23 protein-coding genes and 3 tRNA genes are annotated in these 26,955 nt (G+C 65.9%); 14 read left to right on the top strand and 12 right to left on the bottom strand.

The genetic code is table 11. The features are described 5' to 3' along the window. Window positions 1–67: 67 nt before the first annotated feature. From FVW20_RS11495 to FVW20_RS11535, 9 genes are all read right to left on the bottom strand, one after another. Window positions 68–2,248 (bottom strand): glutamine synthetase III family protein, encoded by a 2,181-nt coding sequence (locus tag FVW20_RS11495; RefSeq protein WP_167126122.1) that lies wholly within the window; start codon window positions 2,246–2,248, stop codon window positions 68–70. Window positions 2,249–2,796: 548 nt separating this feature from the next. Further along, entirely contained in the window at window positions 2,797–3,450 is a 654-nt protein-coding gene (locus FVW20_RS11500; RefSeq protein ID WP_196609716.1) for a CBS and ACT domain-containing protein, read from the bottom strand. A 39-nt stretch (window positions 3,451–3,489) separates the two neighbouring features. Then, window positions 3,490–4,194, bottom strand: a complete 705-nt coding sequence (locus tag FVW20_RS11505; protein ID WP_196609717.1) for an ABC transporter ATP-binding protein — start codon at window positions 4,192–4,194, stop codon at window positions 3,490–3,492. Then, a complete protein-coding gene (locus tag FVW20_RS11510; protein ID WP_167126131.1) occupies window positions 4,187–4,909 on the bottom strand; it encodes an ABC transporter ATP-binding protein in 723 nt (240 codons plus the stop codon). The genes FVW20_RS11505 and FVW20_RS11510 overlap by 8 nt, the downstream gene beginning before the upstream one ends. Then, window positions 4,906–5,847: a branched-chain amino acid ABC transporter permease gene (locus tag FVW20_RS11515; RefSeq protein WP_196609718.1), complete on the bottom strand. Its 942-nt coding sequence runs from the start codon at window positions 5,845–5,847 to the stop codon at window positions 4,906–4,908. Before FVW20_RS11515 ends, FVW20_RS11510 begins: the two co-directional genes overlap by 4 nt. After that, window positions 5,844–6,770: a branched-chain amino acid ABC transporter permease gene (locus tag FVW20_RS11520; protein ID WP_196609719.1), complete on the bottom strand. Its 927-nt coding sequence runs from the start codon at window positions 6,768–6,770 to the stop codon at window positions 5,844–5,846. The genes FVW20_RS11515 and FVW20_RS11520 overlap by 4 nt, the downstream gene beginning before the upstream one ends. Before the next feature lie 323 nt (window positions 6,771–7,093). After that, window positions 7,094–8,278 carry an ABC transporter substrate-binding protein gene (locus FVW20_RS11525; protein WP_196609720.1) on the bottom strand — a complete coding sequence of 395 codons (1,185 nt, stop codon included), beginning with the start codon at window positions 8,276–8,278 and terminating at the stop codon, window positions 7,094–7,096. 811 nt (window positions 8,279–9,089) lie between these two features. Continuing rightward, window positions 9,090–9,878 (bottom strand): polysaccharide deacetylase family protein, encoded by a 789-nt coding sequence (locus tag FVW20_RS11530; protein ID WP_196609721.1) that lies wholly within the window; start codon window positions 9,876–9,878, stop codon window positions 9,090–9,092. A 37-nt stretch (window positions 9,879–9,915) separates the two neighbouring features. Next, window positions 9,916–10,116 (bottom strand): hypothetical protein, encoded by a 201-nt coding sequence (locus FVW20_RS11535; RefSeq protein ID WP_196609722.1) that lies wholly within the window; start codon window positions 10,114–10,116, stop codon window positions 9,916–9,918. Window positions 10,117–10,886: 770 nt separating this feature from the next. On the opposite strand from FVW20_RS11535, the gene FVW20_RS11540 reads away from it, so the two are divergent. The 8 genes from FVW20_RS11540 (at window position 10,887) to FVW20_RS11575 (ending at window position 17,999) form a co-directional block, all read left to right on the top strand. After that, window positions 10,887–10,962 (top strand) — tRNA-Val (locus FVW20_RS11540). A gap of 6 nt (window positions 10,963–10,968) precedes the next feature. Further along, window positions 10,969–11,045: transfer RNA gene (locus FVW20_RS11545), tRNA-Asp, on the top strand. Between the two features lie 100 nt (window positions 11,046–11,145). Continuing rightward, a tRNA-Asp gene (locus FVW20_RS11550) sits at window positions 11,146–11,222 on the top strand. A 179-nt stretch (window positions 11,223–11,401) separates the two neighbouring features. Next, window positions 11,402–12,157: a methyltransferase domain-containing protein gene (locus tag FVW20_RS11555; RefSeq protein ID WP_196609723.1), complete on the top strand. Its 756-nt coding sequence runs from the start codon at window positions 11,402–11,404 to the stop codon at window positions 12,155–12,157. A gap of 357 nt (window positions 12,158–12,514) precedes the next feature. Beyond that, complete coding sequence (locus FVW20_RS11560; RefSeq protein ID WP_196609724.1) at window positions 12,515–12,751, top strand: hypothetical protein; 237 nt, start codon at window positions 12,515–12,517, stop codon at window positions 12,749–12,751. 265 nt (window positions 12,752–13,016) lie between these two features. Further along, on the top strand, window positions 13,017–14,228 hold the full coding sequence (locus FVW20_RS11565; protein WP_307831507.1) for an AraC family transcriptional regulator: 1,212 nt from the start codon (window positions 13,017–13,019) through the stop codon (window positions 14,226–14,228). 721 nt (window positions 14,229–14,949) lie between these two features. Next, entirely contained in the window at window positions 14,950–16,662 is a 1,713-nt protein-coding gene (locus tag FVW20_RS11570; RefSeq protein ID WP_196609726.1) for a SulP family inorganic anion transporter, read from the top strand. Between the two features lie 200 nt (window positions 16,663–16,862). Further along, the gene (locus FVW20_RS11575) at window positions 16,863–17,999 is read left to right on the top strand and encodes a glycosyltransferase (protein ID WP_196609727.1); all 1,137 of its coding nucleotides are present in this window, start codon (window positions 16,863–16,865) and stop codon (window positions 17,997–17,999) included. A gap of 133 nt (window positions 18,000–18,132) precedes the next feature. Here the strand turns inward: FVW20_RS11575 and wbaP are convergent, their stop codons facing one another. Beyond that, window positions 18,133–19,551, bottom strand: a complete 1,419-nt coding sequence (wbaP, locus tag FVW20_RS11580; RefSeq protein WP_231039060.1) for an undecaprenyl-phosphate galactose phosphotransferase WbaP — start codon at window positions 19,549–19,551, stop codon at window positions 18,133–18,135. A gap of 150 nt (window positions 19,552–19,701) precedes the next feature. After that, window positions 19,702–20,274 (bottom strand): flavin reductase family protein, encoded by a 573-nt coding sequence (locus FVW20_RS11585; RefSeq protein ID WP_196609728.1) that lies wholly within the window; start codon window positions 20,272–20,274, stop codon window positions 19,702–19,704. Window positions 20,275–20,575: 301 nt separating this feature from the next. Here FVW20_RS11585 and FVW20_RS11590 point away from each other — a divergent pair, with 301 nt between their 5' ends. From FVW20_RS11590 to FVW20_RS11610, 5 genes are all read left to right on the top strand, one after another. Continuing rightward, window positions 20,576–21,325, top strand: coding sequence for an ABC transporter substrate-binding protein (locus FVW20_RS11590; protein ID WP_196609729.1), 750 nt, complete (start codon window positions 20,576–20,578; stop codon window positions 21,323–21,325). Window positions 21,326–21,525: 200 nt separating this feature from the next. Continuing rightward, window positions 21,526–22,206, top strand: a complete 681-nt coding sequence (locus FVW20_RS11595; protein ID WP_196609730.1) for an amino acid ABC transporter permease — start codon at window positions 21,526–21,528, stop codon at window positions 22,204–22,206. Window positions 22,207–22,216: 10 nt separating this feature from the next. Next, complete coding sequence (locus FVW20_RS11600) at window positions 22,217–23,002, top strand: amino acid ABC transporter ATP-binding protein (protein WP_196609731.1); 786 nt, start codon at window positions 22,217–22,219, stop codon at window positions 23,000–23,002. Continuing rightward, a complete protein-coding gene (locus tag FVW20_RS11605; RefSeq protein ID WP_196609732.1) occupies window positions 23,002–23,676 on the top strand; it encodes an amino acid ABC transporter permease in 675 nt (224 codons plus the stop codon). Before FVW20_RS11600 ends, FVW20_RS11605 begins: the two co-directional genes overlap by 1 nt. Window positions 23,677–23,777: 101 nt before the next feature. Then, window positions 23,778–25,190, top strand: a complete 1,413-nt coding sequence (locus FVW20_RS11610; protein WP_196609733.1) for an FAD-binding oxidoreductase — start codon at window positions 23,778–23,780, stop codon at window positions 25,188–25,190. A gap of 188 nt (window positions 25,191–25,378) precedes the next feature. Here FVW20_RS11610 and FVW20_RS11615 read toward each other — a convergent pair whose 3' ends face one another. Beyond that, on the bottom strand, window positions 25,379–26,071 hold the full coding sequence (locus FVW20_RS11615) for a YaeQ family protein (RefSeq protein ID WP_196609734.1): 693 nt from the start codon (window positions 26,069–26,071) through the stop codon (window positions 25,379–25,381). 382 nt (window positions 26,072–26,453) lie between these two features. Here FVW20_RS11615 and FVW20_RS11620 point away from each other — a divergent pair. Beyond that, window positions 26,454–26,955 (top strand): aminotransferase class I/II-fold pyridoxal phosphate-dependent enzyme (locus FVW20_RS11620; protein WP_196609735.1); only part of this gene is annotated, 502 nt, incomplete at its 3' end.

Raw genomic sequence — 26,955 nt, forward strand, 5'->3', positions numbered from 1 at the left:
TACGCAAAGGGCCGCCCCGAAGGGCGGCCCGTGTCGTTGCATGTCTGCCGTCCGGCAGGGCATGGCCCTACTTGATGAACAGCATTTCCTGGTAGCTGGGCAGGGCCCACAGGTCGTCGGCCACCACGGCTTCCAGCGCGTCGGCGTATTCGCGCACCTTCAGCATGGCGGGCAGGATCACGTCGCACATGTGCTTGGCTTCGGCGTGGGTGCTGTCGGCCTCGTGCTCCAGCTTCTTCTCCAGTTCGCCCACGGCGGCCTGCATGGCGCGCAGCTTGGCGGTCACGTCTTCAAGGGTGACCACCTTGTAGTCGTGCCCGGCGGCCTTCAGGTTGGCGCAGGTGGCGGCCAGTTCGCCCTGGTAGCGCATGGCGGCGGGGAAGATGATGGTGCGGGCCATGCGGATGACCAGGTTGGCTTCGGTCTTCACGGTCTTGCAGTACTGCTCGAGGTAGATTTCCTCGCGCGACTTCACTTCCGCCTCGCTGAACACGCCGTAGGAGGTGAACAGCTTCACCACTTCGGGGGTGCTCAGCACGGGCAGGGCGTCGGGTGTGGTCTTCAGGTTGGGCAGGCCGCGCTTTTCCGCTTCCTTGTGCCATTCCTCGGAGTAGCCGTCGCCGTTGAAGATGACCTTGTCGTGCTCCTGCATGATCTTCTGGAGCAGCTTCTGCACGGCCTCGTTGAGCTTGGCGGGATCGCCCTTGGTGGCCTTTTCCAGTTCGGTGGCGATGTAGTCCAGCGATTCGGCCATCATGGTGTTCAGGGCCACCTGGGGACCGGCGATGGACATGGACGAGCCCACGGCGCGGAATTCGAAGCGGTTGCCGGTGAAGGCAAAGGGGCTGGTGCGGTTGCGGTCGCCCGGATCCATGGGCAGCGGCGGCAGCACGTCCACGCCGATGTTCATGACGCAGGCCTTCTTGCAGCCGTTGACCTTGCCGGTCTTCAGTTGCGCGAACACGTCGGCCAGCTGTTCGCCGAGGTACACGGACATGATGGCCGGCGGGGCTTCGTTGGCGCCCAGGCGGTGGTCGTTGGACGCGGACGCCACTGTGGCGCGCAGCAGGGCGCCGTACTTGTGCACGGAGCGGATGGCGGCGGCGCAGAACACCAGGAACTGGGCGTTTTCATGCGGGCTGTCGCCGGGATCGAACAGGCTGCCGAGGTCGGCGTTGCCGATGGAGTAGTTGAGGTGCTTGCCCGAGCCGTTGATGCCCGCGAAGGGCTTTTCGTGCAGCAGGCAGACCATGCCGTAACGCTTGGCCACGCTGCGCAGCACGGTCATGACCAGCTGATTGTGGTCGGTGGCCAGGTTGCTGGTTTCGAAGATGGGGGCGATTTCGTACTGGCTGGGGGCCACTTCGTTGTGGCGGGTCTTCACCGGCACGCCGAGCTTGAACAGTTCGCGCTCCACTTCCATCATGAAGGACAGCACGCGGCGGGGAATGACGCCGAAGTACTGGTCCTCGAATTCCTGGCCCTTGGCGGGCTTGGCGCCGAACAGGCTGCGGCCGCAGATGTGCAGGTCGGGCCGGGCGAAGGCGAAGTTGCGGTCGATGAGGAAATATTCCTGCTCGGCCCCGGCAAACGAAACCACGGGCAGCTTGGTTTCGGTGCCGAACAGTTTCAGCACGCGCTGGGCCTGCTTGTTCAGGGCCTGGTTGGCGCGCAGCAGCGGGGTCTTCTTGTCCAGGGCCTCGCCGGTCCACGAGACGAACGCGGTGGGGATGCACAGGAAGGTGCCGTTGGGATTTTCCAGGATGTAGGCGGGGCTGCTGACGTCCCACGCGGTGTAGCCGCGCGCTTCGAAGGTGGCGCGCAGACCGCCGGAGGGGAAGCTGGAGGCGTCGGGCTCACCCTGGATCAGCAGCTTGCCGCTGAACTCGGCCAGTGCGCCGCCCTTGCCGTCGGGCACCAGGAAGGCGTCATGCTTTTCGGCGGTCAGGCCGGTGAGCGGGTAGAAGACGTGGGTGAAGTGGGTGGCGCCCTTTTCGATGGCCCAGTCCTTCATGGCGTTGGCGACCACGTCGGCGATGGAGGGGTCGAGCTTTTCGCCGAGTTCGATGGTCTTCTTCAGCGACTTGTAGACGGCCTTGGGCAGGCGGTCCTTCATGACCTTGTCGTTGAAGACGTTGCAGCCGAACAGCTCGGTGGGCTTGGTTTCGGCGAAGTTCATGGGGGCCGCGCTCGGCTTGTAGTTGGTGATGGCCGAGATCGCGTTCAGACGGGCCTGGATTCCGCTCATGGACGTTCTCCTGAAAGGGGGTTGCGGTAATCGCGATGCTTACAAATTTGTTGCATGTGTCCGGCGCGACCTGCTCGCGCCAGTGTCCCTGTTCCCGTGGTCGCCCTGCCGGGGTGCGGCGGCGTGCCGGTTCCGCCGCGTGGCACGTGGCGGGTGTCGGCGCGGTGCGACGTCAAAAGCAAAAGCAAGAAGCGGTCCACTAAAAAAAAGACCGGTGTTCCGTGCGGTTGGCAGTTCGGCCTGCGCACGGGGCCGGTAAAAAACACGCAAATTTTACAAATTCGTACAAAATATAGGGTGCTGTGCCCCTATGATTTTTGCAAACTTGTAACAGCAGCAGCTTTTGGTGGCAAGCGGGAAAGCTGGGGGGCGGCAGGAGAGGCGCAGGTGAGGGGGCATGCGCGGGCGCGTGGCGTGGGGCAATCCTTTTTCCTGGTCCAGCCCCTCGTTGGTCCGCGCCCTGCCCGCCCATATATGTTGATGCGGCGGGCAATGCAAAAGGGCCGGGATCGTCTCCCGGCCCTCGTGTCTCTGGCGGGGGTGCGCGCCTACAGCGCGTGCACCAGGTGGAACGGACTCTTCTCCATGTCTTCCAGCAGGCCGAGCCAGTCTCCCTCGCCCCGGGTGCGCAGCACCACATAGCGGGTGCCGGGGGCGGCCTTTTCGTTGGTGGACATGATGCTTTGCAGGCGGAAGCCGCGCGCCCGGACGAGGTCGCCCGCCTCCTTGATGGAGCCGGGCCGGTCGGGCAGCACCAGGGCCAGCCGGTGGCCGCCGCCGCGCACGCCGGTGATGTCCACCATGACCCGGAACAGGTCGTTGTCGGAAATGATGCCCGTCAACCGCTGGCCGCCGGGAACAGCCTTCGTTACCGGCAGGCAGCCGAAGTCGCGATCGTGCATGATCATGGCCGCGTCCTCGATGGGCGTTTCCGCCGGTATGGAGACCACCGGTCGGGTCATGGCCTGGCTGACCTTGGTCTTGGCCAGCAGGTAGTTGATTTCGTAGATGTCCAGCGACGTGCCCTTGGACGGCAGGTAGGCCTTGATGTCGCGGTCGGACAGCATGCCCACCAGCAGATCGTTTTCGACCACCGGCAGGTGCTTCACGTTGCGCTCGCGCATCATGCCCGCCGCGTACGAAATGGAATCGTCGGGCGTTACCGTGTAGACGTGGGTGGTCATCCAGTCCTTGACCAGCATGGGAACCTCCGTTGGAAAATGGCAGGGCGGCGCGGCGCGCTACACCCCAAGGTACGCGGCTTTCACGTGGGGGTCGCGCAGCAGGTCGGCCCCGGCCCCCTCCTGGGTGATGCGTCCGTTTTCCAGCACGTAGGCCCTGTCGCACAGGGCCAGCGTCTGCCGCACGTTCTGCTCCACGATGAGCACGGTCATGCCTTCGTCGCGCACCGTGCGGATGACATTGAAGATATCCTGTACCAGAATGGGCGCAAGGCCCAGGGACGGCTCGTCGAACATGATCAGCCGGGGCAGGGCCATCAGTCCCCGGCCTATGGCCAGCATCTGCTGCTCGCCGCCGGAGAGGGTGCCGGAAGCCTGCCTGCGCCGCTCGGACAGGCGCGGGAAGATGGAGAACACCCGCTCCTTGGTGCGTGCCCTCTCCTTGCGTGCCCGGCCCCGCAGCGACCCCATGTCCAGGTTTTCCTCCACGCTCATTTCCGGAAACAGCCGCCGCGCCTCGGGCACGTGGGCCAGCCCCTTTTCGATGAGGGTGTAAGGCTCCACGTTGTGGATGGCCTCGTCCGCCAGCAGTATCTGGCCCTTGCCGGGGCGCAGCACGCCCGACACGGTGCGCATGATGGTGGACTTGCCCGCGCCGTTGGCGCCGATCATGGCCACAATCTCGCCCTGGCCCACCCGGAACGAGACGTCCCAGATCACCTGCACGTCGCCGTAGGCGACATCGATGTTGCGAACCTCAAGCACCGTGCTCCTCCCCCAGGTATGCTTCAACGACCTGCCTGTCGGCGCTGATTTCCGCGGGCGATCCCTCGGCGATCTTCTGGCCGAAGTTCAGCACCACGATGCGGTCCGAAATGGCCATGATCACCTTCATGTGGTGCTCGATGATCATGACGGTGATGCCCTGCTGCTTGATGCCCCGGATGATGTCGATGGATACGTCCAGTTCCGCCGGGTTAAGCCCCGCGAACGATTCGTCCAGCAACAGGAATTCCGGCTGGGTGGCCAGCGCGCGGGCTATTTCCAGCCGTTTGCGCTTGCCCAGCGGCAGGCCCTTGGACAACTGGTCCCGGTCGTCCCACAGCCCGGTGAAGTGCAGCACCTCGTCGGCCACGTCCTGCGCGCCCTTGCGGGTGGGGTTGCGCAGGAAGGCCGACGCCAGCACGTTGTCGAACACGCTCATGCGCGACAGCGGCTTGACCACCTGAAAGGTACGGGCAATGCCCATCTGGCAGACCTTGTGCGGCTTCAGTCCGGATATGGGCTGGCCCTTGAACAGCACCTGCCCTTCCGAGGGGTTGTAGAAGCCGTTCACGCAGTTGAACAGGGTGGTCTTGCCTGCGCCGTTGGGACCGATGAGGGCCAGTATCTCGCCCTGGCGCACGTCGAAGTTCACGTCGTGCAGGGCGGCCAAGCCGCCGAAGAACATGGACAGCTTGCGGATTTCGAGCATGCTCATGCCGTGGCCCCCCTGCGCAGCAGCTTGCGCCGGAGCACCGGCCAGTCACCCACCAGCCCGTTGGGCAGGTAGATGATGATCACGATGAGCAGCACGCCGAACATGGTCTGGTAGGCCACGCCGATGAGTGGCAGCGAGCGGATGTATTCCGCCAGGATGACCATGATGCCCGCGCCCAGCGCCGGGCCCCATTGCGTGGCCACCCCGCCCACCATGACCACCATGATGATCAGGATGGAGATTTCGCCCAGCGAGAACACCACCCCCGGATCGATGTACCCCATGTAGTTGGTGTAGAACGCCCCGGCCAGGCCGGTAAGCATGGCGCTGACCGTCAGCGCGATGGTCTTGTAGCGCGTGGTGTCTATGCCCATGGATTCCGCGGCGTCCTGATCCTCGCGGATGGCCACGAAGTAGTACCCCCAGCGCGAATGCACGATGGCCCGGCACACCACGAAGCCCAGCAGGGCAAGCCCCAGGATGATGTAGTAGTACTGCGTCTTTTCCACCCAGGTGCGGGTGATCATGATGCCGAGGGTGCCCTTGGTGAAATCGGTAAGATTTTCGCAGGTGATGCGCAGCACTTCCCCGATGGCAAGGGTTGCCAGCACGAAGTAGGGGCCGCGCAGCCGCAGCACCACCGAGCCCATGGCCAGTGCCACCAGCGCCACCAGCGGCAGGCTGACCAGAAAGCCCCACCAGGGCGACAGGCCCAGGTGCAGGTGGATGAGGCCCGCGCTGTACGCGCCCATGCCGAAGAACGCGGCATGCCCGAACGACACCTGGCCGCAGTAGCCGCCCAGCAGGTTCCAGGCCATGCCCGCCAGGGTCCACATGATGGACAGGATGAGGATGTGCATGACGTAGCTGTTCAGGCCCAGCAGCGGCAGCCCGGCCAGCACCGCCAGCACGACCAGCGGAACGAGGTTGTTTTTCATTTCAAGAGCTTCCTGGTCTTGAGGAGCGAGGCGACGCCGCCCGGCAGGAACACCAGCGCGGCCACGAAGATGACGAAGCGCCCAACCGGAGCCCAGCCCATGCCCACGTAGGTGGCGGTCATGGATTCGAACACGCCCAGGATCAGCCCGCCCAGGATGGCGCCCAGCGTGGACCCCAGCCCGCCAAGGATGGTGATGACGAAGGCGATGAGCGTGAACTGCGACCCCAGCGCGGGGAACAGGTAGTAGATGGGGATGAACAGGCACCCGGCGCAGGCCACCAGCGCGGACCCCAGGCCGAAGGTGATGACCCGCATCAGGCCGACGTTCACGCCCATGATCAGGGCGGCGTCCTTGTCCTGCGCGGTGGCGCGGATGGATTTGCCGGTGTCGGTATGGGCCAGGAAGAACCACAGCAGCACGGTGATCACCACCGAAAGCAGGAACGACACAGCCCACGGCAGCGACAGGGATATTTCAACCGGCGTGCCCGCCCACAGGTCGGACAGGTAGAAGGCGGTGGAGGCATAGTCCACGGGGGTGGACCGGTAGTCGGAGGTGAACAGGATGGTGGCCACGTTCTGCAACACCAGCCCGATGCCCACGGTAAGGATGACCTGGTTGTGCGGCAGGATGGATTCCACGCGCAGCACCGGGTTCACCAGCGCCTTCTGGATCAGCATGCCGAAGGCGAACATGAGCGGCGGCGCGATGAGCAGCGACACGTACGGGTCGATGCCGAACAGGGTGAACAGCCAGAAGGCGATGTACATGGCCACCATCATCAGCTGGCCATGGGTGAGGTTGATGATCTTCATGACGCCGAGGATCAGCGTCATGCCGATGCCGATGAGCGCGTACAGGCCGCCGAGCAGGATGCCGGCGACAAGGGTTTGCAGAAACACTTCGGCTTGCACCCACATGGGGCGTGACCTCCCTGATTTGGTTGGCCTGAGTCAGTTGGCCTGTGTTGACTGGCGGCGGGTTGTCCGTGCGGCGGCGGACGGGCATGCGCGACCCTGCGCAGGAAGGCTCGTCCAGAGTCCGGAAGGGCGGGCGTTGCGCGCGGGTGCGGTCCGGCTATCGGGCCTCCGTCCTGTCGGTGCCGGGTTTTGCGAACCCGGCACCGGCAGGGGGCGGAGGGGCGGACGGGTAACAGTCCACCGTGGACGGCCCTTTGGGCCGGTGTGTCGCGCGGCGGCGGGAGGCACTCCGCCGCCGTGTGGTCACGGCGTGATGGAAGGCGCTACTTGCGTTCGCGCCACTTGGGGAGGGGGAACACCGGCTTGGCGCTGGCGTAGCGTTCGGGCCAGATGGTCTCGTGCTTTCCCTGCAGCACCTGCAAGGCCAGCGTGTCGATGAAGTTCTGGTTCTGGTAGCCGTCGCGGCTTTCGAACTTCACCGGGCCGAAGGCGGTCATCAGGTCCACGCCCTTCATGGCGGCGTTGATGTCCTCGGTGGTCAGGGCCTTGGCGCGTTCCACGGCGTCCTTGACCACGTACACCGAAGAATAGGCCAGCGCGCCATGGTACGAGGGGTAGTCGCCGTGGGCGGCCTTGTACTTTTCTGCGAATTCGCGCGCGCCGGGGTAGCTGACCTGCGGGCTCCACAGGGTGGCGGTCACCACGAATTCGGCGGCGTCCTTGGCGTTGTCGATGAATTCGGGGATGGCGAACCCGGCGGCGCCCCCCGCGAACAGGCGCGCGTCGATGCGCAGTTCCTTGATCTGGCGCATCAGGAGGGCCGCGTCCATGACGTAGGAGACCATGTAGATGACGTCGGGGTTCTGCGCCTTGACCTGCGAGAGCACGGGCTTGAAGTCCACCGCGCCCTTTTCGTACTTCTCCTTCATCAGCACCTTGATGCCCGCCTTTTCGGCGGACTTGGCCATCTCTTCCGCGCCGGAGGTGCCGAAGTCGGACGATTCGTACAGGATGACCATGGTCTTGGGCTTGACCACCTTGTCCATGAACGAAAGCAGGCCCGAGGCGTAATAGGCGTTGGTGGGGTTGATGCGGTAGACGTACTTGTAGTTCTGCTGGGTTATCTCGTCCGCTGCGGAGGCGACAACCACGTACGGGGTCTTGCGTTCTTCCGCCACGGCGGCCACGGCCTTGGCGCAGGCCGAGGTGTATTCGCCGAACAGCAGCGGCTGCTTCTGCACGTCGATGATCTTTTCGGCGATGGACCGGGCGATTTCAGGCTTGCCCTGCGAATCCTCGAAGCGCAGCACCAGCTTGCCGCCCTTCACGCCGCCCTTGGCGTTGATTTCCTCGACGGCGATGTCCATGGACTTCTTGATGATCTCGCCGAACTTGGCCTGCCCGCCGGTAAGCGGCAGCGGCACGCTGAGGGCAAGGTCCGCCGCAGGAGCGGTGGCAGGCAGGGCGAGGCACAGGGAAAGACACAGGGCCAGCAGGATGTTGCGCATGGTTCGACCTCCGGAAAAGTGAAGGAAACGGACGCCAACCGGCCATGGGACCGGGTGGAGGGCATGCGCTCACGAGGCGGCGGCACGGCGGGAAGGGGCGTCGACATCCGCCCGCAAGGGCGGTCTGCCTGGGCGGGACGCCCGGTCCGGCCATGCCGCGAAGTGCGGCGGGCTCCTTCTCGCGAGCCGAAAGTTGTAATGGCGTTCCAATACGCGCGTTTGGACGAGAATGTAAACACGGCAAACAGTGGTGCGGATGTCATTGGGCAGGGGTAATGTTCCGTTTTGGCTGGATAACACTCGTCTTCAAAAAAATTTGCAATCAATACGGTTGGTTGCTCAACCCATCGCAGGCGGGCACAGTCCACACTCCCGAGCGGAACGGGAGTGGCGGCGGGCGGGAACGTGCCGGAAAATGACGGTAACGGGCAATGGCATTGTCGTGATGGTGCGGGGGCGTGGGCATGTCCGCGCCGACGGGCAGCGTGAAACATGGGGCAGGCCGGACGGGCGAGGGCGTAGTCGGAGGGCGGCGGGCGCGGGTCGGGGGGGCAAGACAGCAGTCAAAAAAAGCGGCTCGCAGAGTGAGCCGGAGCGTGGGCCGGGATGCGAGCCAGAACGTGAGTAAGGACGTGGGCCAAAGCGCCAGCGGACGCTGGACGAAGGCGCGGCAGGGGTGACGCAGGGACGCGGGAAGGAAGCACGGGCCCGCGGGTGGCGCGAACGGCAGGGTGTCGGAGCGCGAGGGCCGGGGGAATGGAGTGCGGCGAGCGAAAAGCTGAAACGGCGGGGAGTGCTGGGCGCGCCCCGGTCAGTGCAGGCAGAGCGGGCCGGAGGTTTCCACGTATTCGGACATGGTCACGAAGGTGCAGCCCGCCTCGGACAGGCGATCGATGAGGTTGGGCAGCGCCTCCACCGTCTCGCGGTGGTTGTCGTGGAACAGGAACACCCCGCGCACGCCGAGCACCCCGTATACCTTGCGCGGCAGGACGGCGGCCAGATCGTGCTTTCGCCAGTCGCGGCTGTCCACCGACCACAGGGCGATGGTCATGCCCTGCGCGGCGGCGGCGTCGATGGTGGCATTGTCGTAGCGACCATAGGGCGGGCGCAGGTAGCGCGGTACAATGCCCAGTTTGGCCAGTTCCCCGTTGGTGCGGGCGATCTCGCTCAGTTGTTCCACGGGTTGGCGTTGACGCAGGCTGACATGCGTGAAGGTGTGGTTGCCCACCTCGTTGCCTTCGGCCACCAGGCGCTTCAGGGTTTCCGGGTACCTGTGCACGCGCGATCCCACCACGAAGAAGGTGCCCCGCACGCCCTTGTCGCGCAGGATGTCCAGCAGCGCCTCCGTGGTCTGGCCAGGGCCGTCGTCAAAGGTGAGGGCGCACAGGTTGGCGCTGACCCCACGCTGGGCAAGGGCCAACCCGTCGAGCACGGAGGGGTCGCGGGCAAGGGCGGACGCCGGGTGCTGCAGCAGCACAGCAACCAGCAGGATGCACAGGAAGTACGGGAAACGCGCGGGCGCGAGGCGCGCGGGAAGGGGGCGGCACCGGCGCTGGTGGCGTGGTGCATGCAGAAGGTGCGCAGTTGGCTGGGCGAGCATGGGGGCTCCCGCTGTGGGGGTGCGGCGTGAAGTGGCGTCAGTTGCTCCGGGCCGACGAGTCGGACGTCGGCGGGGGCGCGTGAGAACGTTCATCCGCAAAGCGGGTGCGCAGCAGGGTGGCGTAGGCGGTTGCGTCGCGCAGCAGCAGGGTGAGCTGCATGCTGTGGTCGATGGCCGGTTGTATGCAGGTGCGGCAGGGGGTGTCCTCTGCGGCATCGGTATCCGTGATGTCGAACATGTGCGTGCGTCGCACTCCTGAAAAGGACGTTCCGTCTCCGACGCCGGGCGCTGCAGTAAACGCCGCGCATGACGACGGTATGCGAGTACCCTTGTATAGAGAGACGGGCCCGTGCGCAAGGATTGTCTGTGCCCTGCGTGCGGATTGCACGCGTTCGGCGGGAGGGGTGGGGGCGGATTCGGATGCGGATGGAAGCAGGCGGGCGCATGGGGAACAGGGTGCCTGTCGGGTGAAAGCCGAAGCCGTGCCCCTCGACTCGTGACCCCGTGGAGCGGTGGGGCTGTGGAGCCGTGAAACTGGGCGGTTGTGCCAATGGGTGAGGCGCGCAACGGCAGTGGCCTGCGTCCGGGGCAGGGTTTGAGCTGGCGGGGCCAGACGGGGCCAGACGGGGCCAGACGGGGCCAGACGGGGTCAGACGGGGCACGTGCGGGGGGGGGGGGGGGGGGGCGCAGGACGGAGCGGAATCGCCGGTCGAGGCGGTGGTGGCTGGAATGGCCAGGCCCGGCGGCAACGGCAGGCGGATGCATGGAGGGAGCGCGCCAGGCTTTGGCAGCGAACACGTTGCGAGTAGATGATCCCGATTTGACAGGCCGCCCCCGGCAGTACGGGGTGTGAGGCGGCGGCTGCTTTCCGGGGCCGGGAATGTGATGGATGAGATAAAATGTGTTGTAATCTTGGGTTTTTGTACGATATGTTCAAAAAAATGCGCGCCCCCGGAAAAATTCCGTTGACAACTTCGGGGGGGTGAGGATAGACATTCCTTCCTGCGCGGGCAGTTAGCTCAGCTGGGAGAGCACCGCCTTCACACGGCGGGGGTCGCAGGTTCAAGCCCTGCACTGCCCACCACCACGCGGAGCCGTAGTTAAGACGGTTATAACGCCGGCCTGTCACGCCGGAGGCCGAGGGTTCGAGTCCCTTCGGCTCCGCCAGGATCCCAGAGGGGGGAGCGCAAGCTCCCCCTTTTTCTCCAGCCAGTATTTCCCGGTGCGGAAGACCGCTTTGCGGTCGGTATCCGTGTCGGGTTTCCGCGGAGCGGTAGTTAAGACGGTTATAACGCCGGCCTGTCACGCCGGAGGCCGAGGGTTCGAGTCCCTTCCGCTCCGCCATCGAATGCACGAGTGGCGAGGTAGCAATACCTCGCCACTTTTGCGTTTGTGCGCGGGGTAATGTGCCCGTGGCGCGGTCCCGCCGGTTTGCGGACGCCCGAATCTTGCGGTACATGATGCACATGCAGGAACAAACCCGGACCCGAGCGCCAAAAGGCAGCACTGGCGGCGGCCACGCCGTGGCGCGGTTCATCGATCATCGTGAAACGTACGGACCGCAGGCGGTCGAGGCCATGCTGCGGGCGGCCATGCCCTTTTCCACCCTGGTGGACGTGGGTGCCGGGATGGGGCGCGACCTTGGCATCGCCCGTGCGGTGTGCCCGCATGGGGCATTGCACGCGGTGGAATGCTATCCGGATAACGTGCGGTTGCTGCGCGAGCGCGGCTGCACGGTGCATGCTGTGAACATCGAAGAAGAGCCCCTGCCCTTCACTGACGAAAGCATCGACGTCGTGCTGTCGAATCAGGTGCTGGAGCACGTGAAGGAGGTCTTCTGGATTTTTCACGAAATGGCCAGGGTGCTCCGGGTGGGCGGGGTGTGCATCCTGGGCGTGCCCAATCTTTCCGCGCTGCACAACAGGCTGCTGATGCTGTTCGGCGGCCATCCCACGCAGTCCAAGATGTGTTCCGCACATGTGCGCTGCTTTTCCAGGGGGGACTTCGAACTGTTTCTCGATGAATGCTGGCCGGGGGGCTTCCGGCTCGAAAAGTTCATGGGCAGCCAGTTCTATCCCTTTCCCAGTGTGGTGGCCCGCCACCTTGCCGGGATCTTTCCCACCCTGGCGCACACCATATTCTTCATGCTGCGCAAGACCAGGCCCTACGATGGCGCGTTTTGCCGCTATCCTGTCCTGGCCCGGCTGGAGACCAACTATCGCACGCAGGCCGTGGAACACCCCGCCCCGTGCGGCGAACCGTTGGTGTTGCCCGAATAGGCATGTTCCGGTGCGCGGGTGCGCCCGGTGCCCCTCCTTCTTTTGCTCTCCTGAATGTGCGTGCCCCGCTGGCTGCCGCCGCGTTTCCCTGCGTGTGCATGGGGGCAGGGTGGCTGCCGCATGGCATTTGCTCCTTGCTGCGCCTGGGAGCGAGGACCGGCTGCCCATTCCCGGCGTGGTGCTGGCGCGTCCTTCGAGGCAGCGGCGCAGGTGGCGGCTGCTAACCCGTGCCGGATTTGCCCCGGATTCCCTTCTGTCCAGCCCGTCGATTGGCGCTCCTGCTTGCTGCTCTCCCGTCCCGTCCCGTCCTGGCGGGCATGGCTGACACGCTTCGCCGCACCTGCTATCAGATGGGCCATGCTTACCCTGCGCTGCGCGGCCTGCCGCCGCAAACTCTGGAAGTACCTGAAACTCGGCAAGGGCGAGGTGTTGCGCTGCCACAAGGAACGCATCACCCGCATGTACGATGCCGAGGAGCGTGGCGGGCGCATCTGGTGCGCCTGCGGGCAGGCCGTGGGCGTGGACAAGGGCGGGCACTGGGCCATGATTTCCAATGCCTTCACCTGTTCCGGCACCAAGGATACCAGGCTTTGACCTGAAGGGGCGCCATGCCGGCGTGGCCCCCGTCGTGTGGCAACTGCGCCGCGGATGGGTGGGTTGTCCGCCGTGTGCCCCTGTCGGAGTGTCTCGTGGTTTGCTTCCCAACCGGCATCCCCGTCCGCCCTGAGAGATTTCCATGACGCGCTTACCGCTCGCCCCATCCCCGGAAATCGTTCCGGAGACAGCCCCCGGGACCTCCCCTGCTGCCGGCTTTTCTGCTGGCCCCTCCAACGCGGACATCGCCGGTCAAGGCACACCCGTGCCGCCGTCCACGGGCGTCTTCACGGACTACGCCCCTTGCGGCGCGGAAACGGCCTTCGGCCTGCCCCGCCCGGAAAGCCTGCCCCTGCGAGAAGACACCCTGCGCCGCTACGAGGCGCGCATCAACCGGGTCATCGACTATATCGTGGCGGACCCCGCGCGAGAGTTCACCCTGGACGAACTGGCCGGGGCCGCGCCCTTTTCGCGTTTTCATTTCCACCGCATCTTCGCCGGGTTGGTGGGCGAGACGCTGAACGCGTTCATCCGCCGCCTGCGCATGGACCGCGCGGCCAACATGCTGGCCTTTGCCCCCACCTTGAGCGTGACCGACGTGGCCATGCACTGCGGGTTTTCCTCGTCGCAGAATTTCGCCCGCGCCTTTCGCGAACGGTTCGACATGACGCCCAGCGAATACCGCCGCCGCCGCCATTATCAGACCGGAGCGGACCGGGAGGGGGCGGACTGCCTGCTGGCCGACTCCTTTCGCGCGCAGGCCGGGAATGGCAAGGCGCGAAACGCGCCGCACGGCGGACCGGTGTACCAACCGTCCGTGTGCAACGAGGCAGCCGGGCGCGATGGGGCAACCGGTCCCGTGGCGCACCATCCGGAGCCATCCGGTATCCCGGTCCTTTCCGGCGCGGTGTTCCCGCACGGGGACATGCCGTGGTTTCCGGGTGGCTCGCCACACGTCCGGCTGGCCCCGGACAACGCAAGGAGCGACGCCATGAACGTGGAAGTTTCGGAAAAGCCCGCATATCGCGTGGCCTACCTGCGACACATCGGTCCCTATGCCAGCGAAACAATTGGTCCGGTGTGGGGGCGCCTGATGGCCTGGGCCGGGCAGCGCGGCCTGCTGCGGCCCGGCGTGCCCGGATTTGGGGTGAGCTGGGACAACCCGGAGGTTACCCCACAGGAAAACTGCCGCTACGACGCCTGCATCGCCATCGGTCCGGAGGTGGACACGCTGGAATTGGCCGAGGCGGGCATCAGCGTACAAACCCTGCCGGGCGGGCTGTATGCGGAATACCGCAGCATGATCCCCTGCGACGGATTTTTCAGGGCCTGGAACGACATGTACGCCCAATGGCTGCCCGCCAGCGGCTGGCAGTGCGACGAACGTCCCGGCTACGAATTGTACCACGACATGCTGGGCTGCCCGGCGGAAGGACCGTGGGACGTGAGCATCTGCGCGGCGGTGCGTCCGCTGTAGCAGCACGCTGGCTGTCCCGTCCGTCCTGCCTTCGCCATCTGCCAATGTCCGTCCGTCCGAGGGCGGAGGCCGGCGGCGTGCTCGAACTGTTCGTGATCACACATCGTCACATGCAAAAGAACCGCCCGCGGGCCTGTGGCCTGCGGGCGGTTCTTCCGTTTTGGCCTGCGCGGCGGGCATGCCGCTGGTCTTCCGCCGTATACGCCTGTTTGTCAGGTGCCCCCGGCCAGTATCCGGGTCAGTATCCGGGTTAGTATCCGGGTTAGTATCCGGGTCAGTATCCGGGTCAGTATCCGGGCCTGGGGCCCGCCATGGCGCCAGCGGTGCGTGGTGCGCATCGTGCAGGTTGCAGGTCTTATACAATACATCGTAATATTCTGAAAAAGCGATTGATAACTGTTCACTTGCCAACGTCGCGCACCGGGAGTAATGGACCGGGCTTTGGGGTGCGTGTTTTACTTACAGCTGAAAACAGCAGCGCTGCCGCAGTGTGCGGCGCGTACCCCCGCTGACCTGCGGTCCCGTCGGGACAGGGCATTGCGCGGCATGTCCGGGGAAACGCAGGCGGTTTTTGCGAGTGAGTACGCGCGTCAATCGGGGCGTGGCGCACTCCTGATCAGGGTCGGGCGCGGTGGGTTGTCGCGTTCGGCTCGGGAATGACGGCGCCACCGGTGCCTGGGGCGCATGCACCAGCCCGGGGCGCGCAAGCAAGGGAGCGGCAATGGCTGGGACAGACAACATGGGCGACGACGCGACATCCTTTCTGCCGCGTACCATCACGGAACTGCGCGCCGGGTATTCGACGCAGAAATTCATCCGCGACCTGCTGGCGGGGCTTACCGTGGGCGTGGTGGCCCTGCCGTTGGCCATGGCCTTCGCCATTGCCTCGGGCACCACGCCGGAACGCGGGTTGTTCACCGCCATCGTGGCCGGTTTTCTCATTTCGCTGCTGGGCGGCAGCCGCTATCAGGTCGGCGGGCCCACCGGCGCCTTCGTGGTCATCATCTACAACGTCATCTACCGGCACGGGTATGACGGCCTGGTCATCACCACCCTGCTGGCCGGGGCCATGCTGCTCATCTTCGGCCTGTGCCGCATCGGCGTGCTCATCAAGTACATTCCCTATCCGGTCACCACTGGGTTCACGGCGGGCATCGCCGTGCTGATCTTCTCGTCGCAGATGAAGGATTTCTTCGGCCTGCAGATGGAAGCGGTACCGCCGGAATTCTTTGACAAATGGCTGGCCTACGCAGAGCACCTGGGCACAGTAAACCCGACCACGCTCTGCGTTGCAGGACTGGCCCTGGCCTGCATCCTGGCCACGCGGCGGTTCATTCCGCGCATTCCCGCGCCCGTGGTGGGCGTTGCCGTGGCCTCCCTTGCCGTGTGGGCGCTGGGGTTGCAGGTCGAGACCATCGGCAGCCGGTTCGGGGGCATCCCGCGTGAACTGCCCAGCTTCATCTGGCCCACGTTCACCCTTGCCCGCGTGCGCGAACTGCTGCCCGACGCCATGACCATCGCCCTGCTGGCGGGCATCGAATCGTTGCTCTCGTGCGTGGTGGCCGACGGCATGACCGGCGACAAGCACAACTCCAACGTGGAGCTGACAGCCCAGGGCGTGGCCAACATAGCCTCGGTGCTGTTCGGGGGCATTCCGGCCACCGGGGCCATCGCGCGCACGGTCACCAACATCCGTTCCGGCGGGCAGACCCCGGTGGCGGGCATGGTGCACGCGGCGGTGCTGGTGGCCTTCGTGCTGTTTCTCGCGCCGCTGGCCTCGTTCATTCCGCTGGCCAGCCTGGCCGCCGTGCTGATCATGGTCTCCTGGGACATGAGCGAACTGCACAAGTTCCTGCGCCTGCTGCGCGCGCCCAAGTCCGACATCACGGTGATGTGCCTGACCTTCGTGCTGACCGTGGTCATCGACCTGACCGTGGCGGTGTACGTGGGGGTGATGCTGGCCTCGTTGCTGTTCATGCGTCGCATGAGCGAGGTGACCGCCATCTGCTCCTGCGCCATCGACGACAAGCCGGTGATCCAGGGCCGCGAAACCGCGAAGCTCGCCGTGCCCGACGGGGTGCAGGTGTACGAGATCGACGGGCCGTTCTTCTTCGGCGTGGCTGACCGCTTCCAGAGCGTGTCGCAGGCGTTGCAGAAGCAGCCCGAGGTGTTCATCCTGCGCATGCGCAAGGCCACCACGGTTGACTCCACAGGGGCCAACGCGCTGGAGGCGTTCTACCGCACCTGCCGCCGCCGGGGTACCGTGCTGCTGCTGTCCGGCGTGCGGCCCGCAGCCCGCAACATGATGGCGCGCTTCGGCACCCTGGACATGATAGGGCGCGAGAACGTTTTCGAGAACGTGGACCGGGCCATCGAGCACGCAGTGCGCCTGCTGGCCGACAAGCATGGGGTGCCCCCCACGGTGAAGAAATAGCCCGGCAGGAATGGTCGGGAGAGGACGCATGCCCACGCCCCGCCGGTGCCCACCGGCGGGGCGTTTCGCATGTGCGCAGGGGTAGTGGGGTGCGGCGCAGGCACGAGCGTCAACCCGCGCTGGACGCCTACCTGCCGGGCGCGCTACAAGGCCATGGATATGGAACATTCAGGCAATGGCGGCATGTGGCCGGAGGCAGGATGAAGGTAGCCATCGTACATTACTGGCTCGTAGGCATGCGCGGCGGCGAAAAGGTCGTCGAGGCGCTGTGCCGCATGTACCCGCAGGCAGACATCTTCACCCACGTGGTCGATCGCACCCGCCTTTCGCGCGAACTGCTGGCGCACGACATCCGCACCACGTTCATCGGGCGTCTGCCCGGCGCGGTGCGCCATTACAAGAAATACCTGCCGCTTATGCCGCTGGCCCTGGAGCAGTTGGACCTGCGCGGGTACGACCTGGTCATTTCCAGCGAATCCGGCCCGGCCAAGGGGGTGCTGACCCGCGCGGACACCCCCCATGTCTGCTATTGCCACAGCCCCATGCGCTACCTGTGGGATTTCTATCAGGACTACCTGGAAGAGGCTGGTTGGTTCATGCGGGGCATGATGCGCCCGTGGTTCCATTACCTGCGCATGTGGGACGCAGTGTCGGCCATGCGGGTGGACCGCTGCGTGGCCAATTCGCGGACGGTGGCGGCGCGCATCCGCAAGCACTGGCGGCGTGATGCGGTCGTCGTAACCCCTCCTGTCGACGTGGGCGCCCTTGCGCCAGCCGAACTTTCGCGGCCAACGGAAGGGGCGCCCTACCTGTGCCTTGGCCAGCTTGTGGGCTACAAGCGGGTGGATTTGGCCGTGCGGGCTTGTACCGCCACGGGCCGTCCGCTGGTTGTGGCGGGCGAAGGCGAGATGCACCGCGCGCTGGAGGCCGTGGCCGGGCCCACGGTGCGCTTCGTGGGGCGGCTGGACGACGCCGACATGCGCGCCATCTACGCCCGGAGCCGCGCGCTGCTGTTCCCCGGCGAGGAGGATTTCGGCATGGTGCCGGTGGAGGCCATGGCCTGTGGGCGACCGGTCATCGCCTACGGGCGGGGCGGGGCGCTGGAGACGGTGGTGGACGGCGAGACGGGGCTGTTCTTCGACGCCCAGGACGTGGATGCTCTGGTGGCCGCGCTGGATCGCTTCGAGCGCGAGGAACAGCGGTTCGACCCGCTGCACATCGCCGCGCATGCCCGGAGCTTTGGCGAAGAACGGTTCCAGACGGAATTCGGCGTGGTGGTGGAAGAGACCCTGCGGGATGTGGCGGGGCCGGGCAGGGCGCAGGCATTGAGACGCTGAGGAATACGTTGCGTGCCGCCGCGCGGGGCGCACAGCCGCCGCAACGCATGAAGGCCGGGAGCACTCTCCCGGCCTTCATGCGTTTGTCTTTGGCCCGACGCAAACGGGCTGAAAAGCCAGTCAGAAGCAACCTCTAGTACGCCCCGTTGCGCTGCAGCACCACGGGCACGGTCTTGGCCAGAATCCAGATGTCGAACCACACCGACCAGTTGCAGATGTAGTAGCGGTCCATTTCCACGCGTTGCTGGTAGCTTACGTCGTTGCGACCGGAAACCTGCCACAGCCCGGTGATGCCCGGCTTGACGCGGGTGTACAGGTCGAACACCTCGCCGTACTTTTCCACCTCGTCCTGAACGATGGGGCGCGGACCCACAAGACTCATCTCGCCCCGCAGCACGTTCCACAACTGGGGCAGCTCATCCAGGCTGGTCTTGCGCAGAAAGGCCCCGGCCCGGGTCACCCGGGGGTCGCATTTCAGCTTCTGGTCGCGTTCCCATTCGGCATGCAACTCGGGGTTTGCCGTCAGGCAGTCGCGCAGCACGCATTCGGCGTCCTTGACCATGGTGCGGAATTTAAGGATGTGCATCTCGCGGCCATTCTGGCCGATGCGGCGCTGGGTAAAGAAGGGCGAGCCGGGGCTGTCCACGCGGACCCAGGCGGCAATGGCCAGGATCAGCGGCAGAACCAGCACGGCGGTGCCCAGCGTGAGCAGCAGGTCGATGGCCCGCTTCAGGCGTACCCGGTTGGCGTCCAGCAGGTTCTGGCGCACCAGCAGGCCCAGCAGACCGCCGATGTCCATGGCGCTGACCCACAGGCGCGCCCCGCCCGTGGAAAAGGGGGGCATGATCAGCACGTTGCGGAACCGCGCCGTGGCTTCCACGATGCGGTTTCGCGCCTCGCTGTCGGCGAAACTGTCGAGCAGCAGCAGGGCGTAGGCACGCGGAAACCGTCGTACGGCTTCCTCATCGTTGGCGCAGCAAGCCAGGCCACACTCCTCGCCGGAAGGGTCCGGCCTGCCATCCGGCGGGACGCACGCCACGGGTCGCAGCCCCAGCAGGGGGCGCTGATGCAGGGTGCGCACCACTTCCAGGGCAGCTGTCCCGCCGCCCAGGATCACGGCGGGAACTCCCCACCAGGCGTGCCGGGCAAGACGGGTGCGCAGCCAGTGGCGGCACAGCGGCAGGGCCACGGTGCACCCCAGCCACGCCAGCAGGAAGGCCACACGCGAGTATAGTTCACCCCCCTTGGCGAAGAAAATGAACGAACCGGCGCACAAAAAGGCCATGGTGGCGCCAAGGGTGAGCTTTTTCAGTTCCTGCGGTGGGGGCAGCGTGATGGCCGCGTACAACCCGAGCACGGCGTTGAACAGCGGCAGCAACAACAGGAAGGGCAGCAGGCGGGGGTAGAATTCCCACTGGACGCCGCTGCCCGCAAGGTCGCGCAGCAGGGTTGCCGCCAGCGTGACACAGATGATGACGGCGATGTCCGTCAGTGCCAGCAGCAGGGTTGTGCGCCAGGGGGCGGCCTGGACCGAGCAGAGTGTCATGGGCATCCGGGGGGCATCCGGGCGGGGCCGGTTTGTTCTGGCCGTCTTTGGTGGGCCGTGCAGCGCACGGAAGTTCTGCGACAGGCTGCTTCTATAAAGGAAAACTGCGCGGCGCCGCAACCGGTGCGGGACCGCGCAGCATCTCTTTGCCTGGTCTCAGGAGCGCAGGCCCTTGCCCGCGGAGAACGCCTTGGCCAGGAATTCGCCCACGGCGTAGTATTCGCGCGAAACCGGGGCGAAGATCACCGGGTCCACCTTGTTGATGTCGGGCAGGCCGTCATCGCGCAGGCAGGATTCGTCCACTTTCACGTCCATGATCTCGCCGATGAACTGCGTATGCAGACCTATCTCAATCTGGTGGATCAGTTTCAGCTCGATGGCCATGGGAAATTCGCCCACATAGGGCGCATCCACATGCTCGCCGGGCACCGGGGTGAGCCCCAGCGAGGCGAACTTGTCCTCGTTCTCGCCGGAATAGATGCCCGCATAGTCCGCATGGCGAACGTAGGTGCGCGAGGGGATGGAGATGGTGAAGGCCCCGCGCTCGGTGATGGACCGGTAGGTATAGGTGGCCTTGCGCAGTGAAACGGCGATGCTCGGCGGCTGCGAGCAGCAGATGCCCGCCCACGCCGCCGCCATGATGTTGGGGCGGGAGTCGCGGTCGTAGGTGCCCACGAGAAAGAGCGGGGTGGGATAGGCAAGGGTGCGCGCACCCAGGGATTTCTTCATGTCCGACCTCATTTGGGGTATGGCGCCGCTCGTGCCGGACGGCGAGGTCCGGGGGCGACTGGGCGCTGGGGGCGAGTTTGGCAGACTTTGCCCCTCGCGGCAAGGCAAGTGGCGACGCAATTGTCAAAATCACGCGAGGGGCGCTTGCGCGGGTACTCCGTTTCTGGTAGCGCAATAAAGAAATTTAGCTTTTCCGGCATGTTCGCATGACGGTATGCGTGGCCGGGTATACGTGTCGGGGACGGGCCCCGCGCGTGGGCGTGGTGAAGCAACGGTTCAACGAACGAGAGGAAGCACGAGCATGTTCAGAATGACCACCCTTGTGGCGGCGCTGGCCCTGGTCCTTGCGCTTGGCGGCGTGGCCTTTGCCGAGAAGGCCTACATCAACGGCATCGACGCCAACTATCCCCCCTTCGCCTACGTGGACAAGAGCGGCAAGCCTGCTGGCTTCGACGTGGAGTCCATGGACTGGATCGCCAAGAAGATGGGCTTCAAGGTCACCCATCAGCCCATGGACTGGGACGGCATCATCCCCAACCTGCTGGCCAAGAAGATCGACATGGTCTGTTCCGGCATGTCCATCACCGAAGAACGCAAGCAGAAGGTCAATTTCTCGAACTCTTACTGGAACGTGAAGCAGGTCTTCATCGCCAAGAAGGGTTCCACCCTCAACGCCGACCAGATCCTGAAGGGCAAGGTGAAGCTGGGCGTGCAGCGCGGCACCTCCGAGGCAGAAGCCCTGCAGAAGGACAAGGAAGCCAAGGGCTACGGCTATGACCTGCGCTTCTACGATTCCGCCCCGCTGGCCATCGAAGACGTGCTGAACGGCCGCATCGACGCAGCCACCATGGACAACCTGCCCGCCGACGACGCCGCCGCCAAGGGCAAGGCCATCCAGGTCGTGGGCGTGTACGGCGATTCCGAAGATTTCGGCGTGGCCACCCGCAAGGAAGACGCCGAACTGCTGAAGCTGATCAATGACGGTTACAAGCTGCTCATGGCTGACCCCTACTGGGAACAGCTGAAGCAGAAGCACCTGGCCAAGAAGTAATCCGGCCAGAAGGCGCCGGGCGCTGCGGCGTTCGGCACCGGTTGCGGCCACGTTCGTGCGTGGTCACGGCCAGCCTGGGCATGTCCGTCCGGAAGGTGCGGGAAATATCCTGTCGCCTTCCGGACCTTTTTTGGGTATGCAACCCGTTGCGCCCCGGCGCGCAACAGCAAAAAAAGGGGGGGGCCGCCCGGCCCGCGTCCATGCTTGAAAGCATTACCACCATCATAGAGGCCCTGCCGTACATTCTGGAAGGCACCCTCGTCACCGTCGCCACCGTGTTCGGGGCCATGGCGCTGGGGCTGTTGCTCGGCGTGCCCATGTCCGTGGCCCAGGTGTACGGGACGCTGCCCGTGCGGCTTGCCGTGGGGTTCTACGTCTGGTTCTTCCGGGGCATGCCCATTCTGGTGCTGCTGCTGTTGTTCTATTTCGGGCTGTTCCAACTCATCGGGCTGAACCTTTCCGCCTTTGCCGCCTCGTGCCTGGTGCTGGGCATGACCAGCGCGGCCTACCAGTCGCAGATATTCCGGGGGGCCATCCAGGGCTTGCCGCAGGGCCAACTGCGCGCCGCGCGCGCCCTGGGCATGAGCGACGGCACCGCCATCCGGTCCATCGTCCTGCCGCAGGCCCTGCGCCTGTCCATACCCGGCTGGTCCAACGAATATTCCATCCTGCTCAAGGATTCGGCGCTGGCCTTCGTGCTCGGCACGCCCGAGATCATGGCCCGCACCCACTTCGTGGCTTCGCGCACCTACGAGCACCTGCCGCTGTACATGACGGCAGGGGCGCTCTACTTCGTCATCACCCTGATAGGGCTCAAGGTGCTGCGCCGTCTCGAACACAAGCTGCACATTCCGGGCTATGCCAGCCACGGACCGTTATAAGGATATCTCCATGGCCACGCCCGAAAGCGTCATCACGTCCGGCACTCCCATCCTGCGCCTCGAGAACATCGGCAAGACCCTTGGCGGCAAGCGCATCCTGTCCGACATTTCCATGGATGTGGACAAGGGCGAACTGAAGGTGCTCATCGGGCCTTCCGGCGCGGGCAAGAGCACGCTGCTCCAGTGCATCAACTACCTCATCCCGCCGGACGAGGGGCACATCCGCCTGGAGGGCCGGGTGGTGGACGCAGCGCGCAAGTCCGACCTGTACGCCTTTCGCCAGCAGGTGGGGATGATCTTTCAGGATTTCAACCTGTTCGACCATCTTGACGCGCTGAACAACGTGTCCATCGCCCTGCGCAAGGTGCGCGGCATGAGCCGCAAGGCCGCAGCGGAACGGGCCATGGCCGAACTGGAACGGGTGGGTCTGGCCAACCGCGCCACCCTGTACCCGGCCCAGCTTTCCGGTGGCCAGAAGCAGCGCGTGGCCATTGCCCGCGCCCTGGCCATGGACCCCAAGGTCATGCTGCTGGACGAACCCACCTCGGCCCTCGACCCCGAACTGGTGGGCGAAGTGCTGGCGGTCATCCGTGACCTTGCCCGCGGCGGCATGACCATGGTCATGGCCTCGCACCAGATGGACTTCACCCGCGCCCTGGCCCACGAAATCCTGTTCATGGAGCGGGGCAGCATCATCGAACGCGGGTCTCCGGCGGAACTGCTGGCCCCCGGTTCCGGCACCCGCACCGCAGACTTCTGCAGCCGCCTGACCGACCTGTGCGAGGAGTGCAGCTAGTGTTCGACGTCGATTTCCTCGTCGACCGGGTGTTCCCCCAGTTGAACGCCGGGCTGTGGATGAGCGTGAAGCTCATCGTGCCTTCCGCCGTGTTCGGCCTGCTGTTCGGGGTGATCATCGGGATCGTGCGGGTGTTCGGCAAGCCGTGGATGCAGCGCGTTGCCAACGCCTACACCGCCCTTTTCCGGGGGGTGCCGCTGCTGGTGCAGTTGTTCATCCTCTATTTCGGCCTGCCCAACATCGGCATCTACCTCGAACCGTACGCCGCCTCCGTGCTGGGCTTCATTCTGTGCAGCGCGGCCTACAATTCGGAATACGTGCGCGGTGCGCTGCTCTCCATCCGCCAGGGGCAGCTCAGTGCGGCCCAGGCGCTGGGCTTCAGCACCATGCAGACGCTCGTCTCCATCGTGGTGCCCCAGGCCGTGCGGCGCGCTCTGCCGGGCTGCGGCAACGAGGTCGTCTATCTCATCAAGTACTCGTCCCTCGCCTACGTGATCACGTGCATCGAGCTCACGGGCGAGGCCAAGGTGCTCGCGTCCCGCACCTTCCGGTTCACCGAGGTGTTCCTGGTGGTGGGCGCGTACTACCTGTTCCTTGTCACCGTGGCTTCGTGGCTGCTCCACAAGGTGGAGGAGCGCTTCCACATTCCCGGGTTCGGCCGCCCGCGTCAGTAACGCTTCGCGCGCCGGTCCCGCCAGCCGGTCCCGCTTCCGGGAGACCCCGGCGCGGGCCGAAGCGTGCGCCCCCTGACGTGCGGTCGGACCAGCGTGCCGACATGCCTGATCGCAACCAGCCTTCCGCCCCTGTCTCCGCTCCCCGCTTCGTGCTCACCGACGCCCACCGCGCCGCCATCGTGGCCGCCGTGGGCGAAGCCGCCGTGTTGCACGCCCCCGGCGAACCCTACGACCGCGACGCCTCTGAACTGCGCGCCGGCCCCGACATGGTGGTGCTGCCGGAAACCGTGGAGCAGGTGCAGGCGTTGCTGCGCTGCGCCAACGCCCATTCCATTCCGGTCATTCCGCGCGGCGGCGGCACCGGCCTTGCGGGCGGCTGCCTTGCCGTGCGCGGCGGGGTTGTGCTGTCGCTGGAACGCATGAATCGCATCCGCGCCATCGACACTCGCAACCTGGTGGCCGAGGTGGAGGCGGGCGTCATCTCGCAGCGCGTGCGCGACGCCGCCGCCGAGCAGGGCCTGTACTACCCGCCCGACCCGGCGGGCATGGACCGCTCCACCATCGGCGGCAACGTGGCCACCAACGCGGGTGGCCCCGCCTGCGTCAAGTACGGCGTCACCCGCGACTACGTGCTGGGTGTGGAGGCCGTGCTGCCCGACGGCGAACTGCTGCGCGCCGGGGTGCGCACCCGCAAGGGCGTGGTGGGCTATGACATGGCTCATTTGTTGTGCGGATCGGAAGGCACCTTGGGCGTCATCACCGCCCTGACCCTGAAACTGGTGCCCCTGCCGCCCGCCACCGTGAGCATGGCCGTGGCCTTCCCCGACATGGCCGCCGCCATGCGCGGGGTGGCCGCAGTGCTGGGGGGAGGGCACCTGCCCTCGGCCATCGAATTCCTGGACCACCGCTGCATCCGTCTGCTGGGCGAACTGCTGCCCATCCCCGTGCCCGGCGACAAGCCCTCGCTGCTGATCATCGAACTGGACGGGGCGCGCGAGCAGATAGTGCCCGAGCTTGACCTGGTGGCCGCCATCTGCCGCCAGCAGGGCGCCACCCACGTGCTGCCCGCCGCCGACGAGGAAACCCGCGCCCGCGTGTGGGGCGCGCGCCGCCAGGTGTCGTTGCGCATCCACGACTACGCCGCCTTGTACATGTCCGAGGACGTGGCCGTGCCCCTTGGGGCCATCGCCGAACTGGTGGCCGCGCTGCCCGAGTTCGAGCAGCGCTACGGCATGGAGATCTTCGCCTTCGGCCACGCGGGCGACGGCAACATCCATCTCAACGTCACCGCCCCCACCCGCGATACCCGCGACGTGGTGGAGCAGGGCATCGTGGCGCTGGTGGGCAAGGTGCTGGAGCTTGGCGGCACCATCTCCGGCGAGCACGGCATCGGCGAGGCCAAGAAGCACCTGCTGCCCCTGGAACTTTCCCCCGCCTCCATCCGGTTGCAGCGTGGCATTCGCCAGGTGTTCGACCCCAAGGGCATCATGAACCCCGGCAAGGTGTTCGGGTAAAAGAGAGTTTTTGAGAGCGGGATGAATCGGAGGGGGGAAAAAACTTCTGAAGAAGTTTTCTCCCCCCTCCCGAACCCTCCCCCCTCTTTCAAGACTTTTCAATTGGGGGACGAGGGTACATTGCGCTGCATGCTTTCAAAAACAGTCCATGCGAGCCCGGCAAGGTGAAATGCAGCGGATAGCCTTCGCTACCCCTTCAATTCCAGCACATGCAACCGGCTGCGTAATTCCAGCCGGTCCTGCCGCGTCTCGAAGGTCAGGTCCAGCCGGTCGGCCCCGCGCAGGGCCTTGATGCGGTTGGTGCTGTCCAGCCCCGCCGCGATGGCGTCCACGAATCCCGCGTCAAAGGCGATCAGGCGCACCCGCTGCGGGTGGCGCACCTTGCCCGCCAGCGTGACCGCCAGTTGCCGGGCGTCCTTCTCCGTCCGGCGCAGGATGCGGAAGGGCGTGTCCTCGCCCAGCTTGGCCGCCACCCGGTCGGTCTTTCGCGCCGCGATGTTCCCGCAGTCCAGCCACAGCCGGATGTTTCCCGCTGCGTCCAGCGAGACAAGGTCCGGCTTGTAGTGCCAGCCCACGCCTTCCTCCACGCGCGGCTCCCATTCCCGGTACAGAAGATACCCCAGGAACTTCAGGGCGATGTGCCACGGCACCTCGCCGGGGGCCGCATCCAGCACGATGCGGTCGCGCACCGGCAGGGGCAGGCCGGAAGCGGGCACAGGGCGCTGGCCATAATCGCTGTCGTCAGCGTTGTCCGGCGCGGCGTCCATGCCGAATCCGGTGTCGTAACCCGCCCGGTGCCCGACCGCATGGCGGGGGGGCCGAGGGGGCGCCTCCAGCGGGCGCGAGCCCGGCAGGTGTTCGATGGTGCAGGTGTACTTCATGCGAACCTCGCAGGATGGCGGGCGGGCAGCATTGGTTCGTGCTGCCGCTCCATCAGGGTGCCACTGCGTGTGGGCCGATGCAAGCGCGGGCCATGCACCGTGCCGCGATGGGGCACCGCCGCCATCGCCCCTCGCTGCCGGTCGCGGGCTGTCCTCCTCCATGATCCTGTCAGCAGGCCATGCGTGCAGCAGCCGTGCGCCTTCGGCAACCTTGCCTCGTTCCCGCGCGTTGCGGAGCGCGGCGCGGGCGGGTATAGCCCAAGGCTGGCCGACGCATCGTGCCACCGGGTGCCCGCGCGCAGTGCGGAGCTTGCCCATCCGCGCGGCCGTTTCGTTCCCTCCGTCCATTTCTGCCGACCTCTCTTGGTCACCGGAGCCGATCATGTCCGACATCGCCTCTTCGGAATCGTCCCTGCGCGTTGCCGAGCGCGTGCGCAACATCCGCATTTCCGCCACCAAGCTCATGCCCATGCTGGCCGCCAAGGTGGGCGGCTGCGTGTCGCTGGGGCAGGGCGTGCCGTCCTTCCGCACGCCGGACCACATCGTGGAGGCCGTGTGTCGCGCCCTGCGCGACGACCCCACTGCGGGGCGCTACAGCCTGCAACCCGGCATGCCCGCCCTTCGCGAGGCCATTGCCGCGGACATCCTGGCCCGCAAGGGCGCGCGCTTCGATCCGGAGACGGAAATCGGCGTCACCGTGGGGGCCATGGAAGCGCTGGTGATGATCATGCTCACCGTGGTGGAGCGCGGCGACGAGGTGATCATCCCCTCGCCGGGCTACGCCTCGCACGCCGAGCAGGTGCTGATGGCCGAGGGCGTGCCCGTGCACGTGCCGCTGCGCGCGGCGGACTGGGGGCTGGACGTGGACGCGGTGCGCGCCGTTC

This window comes from Nitratidesulfovibrio oxamicus, assembly GCF_015731765.1.
Classification (GTDB): Bacteria; Desulfobacterota; Desulfovibrionia; order Desulfovibrionales; family Desulfovibrionaceae; genus Cupidesulfovibrio; species Cupidesulfovibrio oxamicus.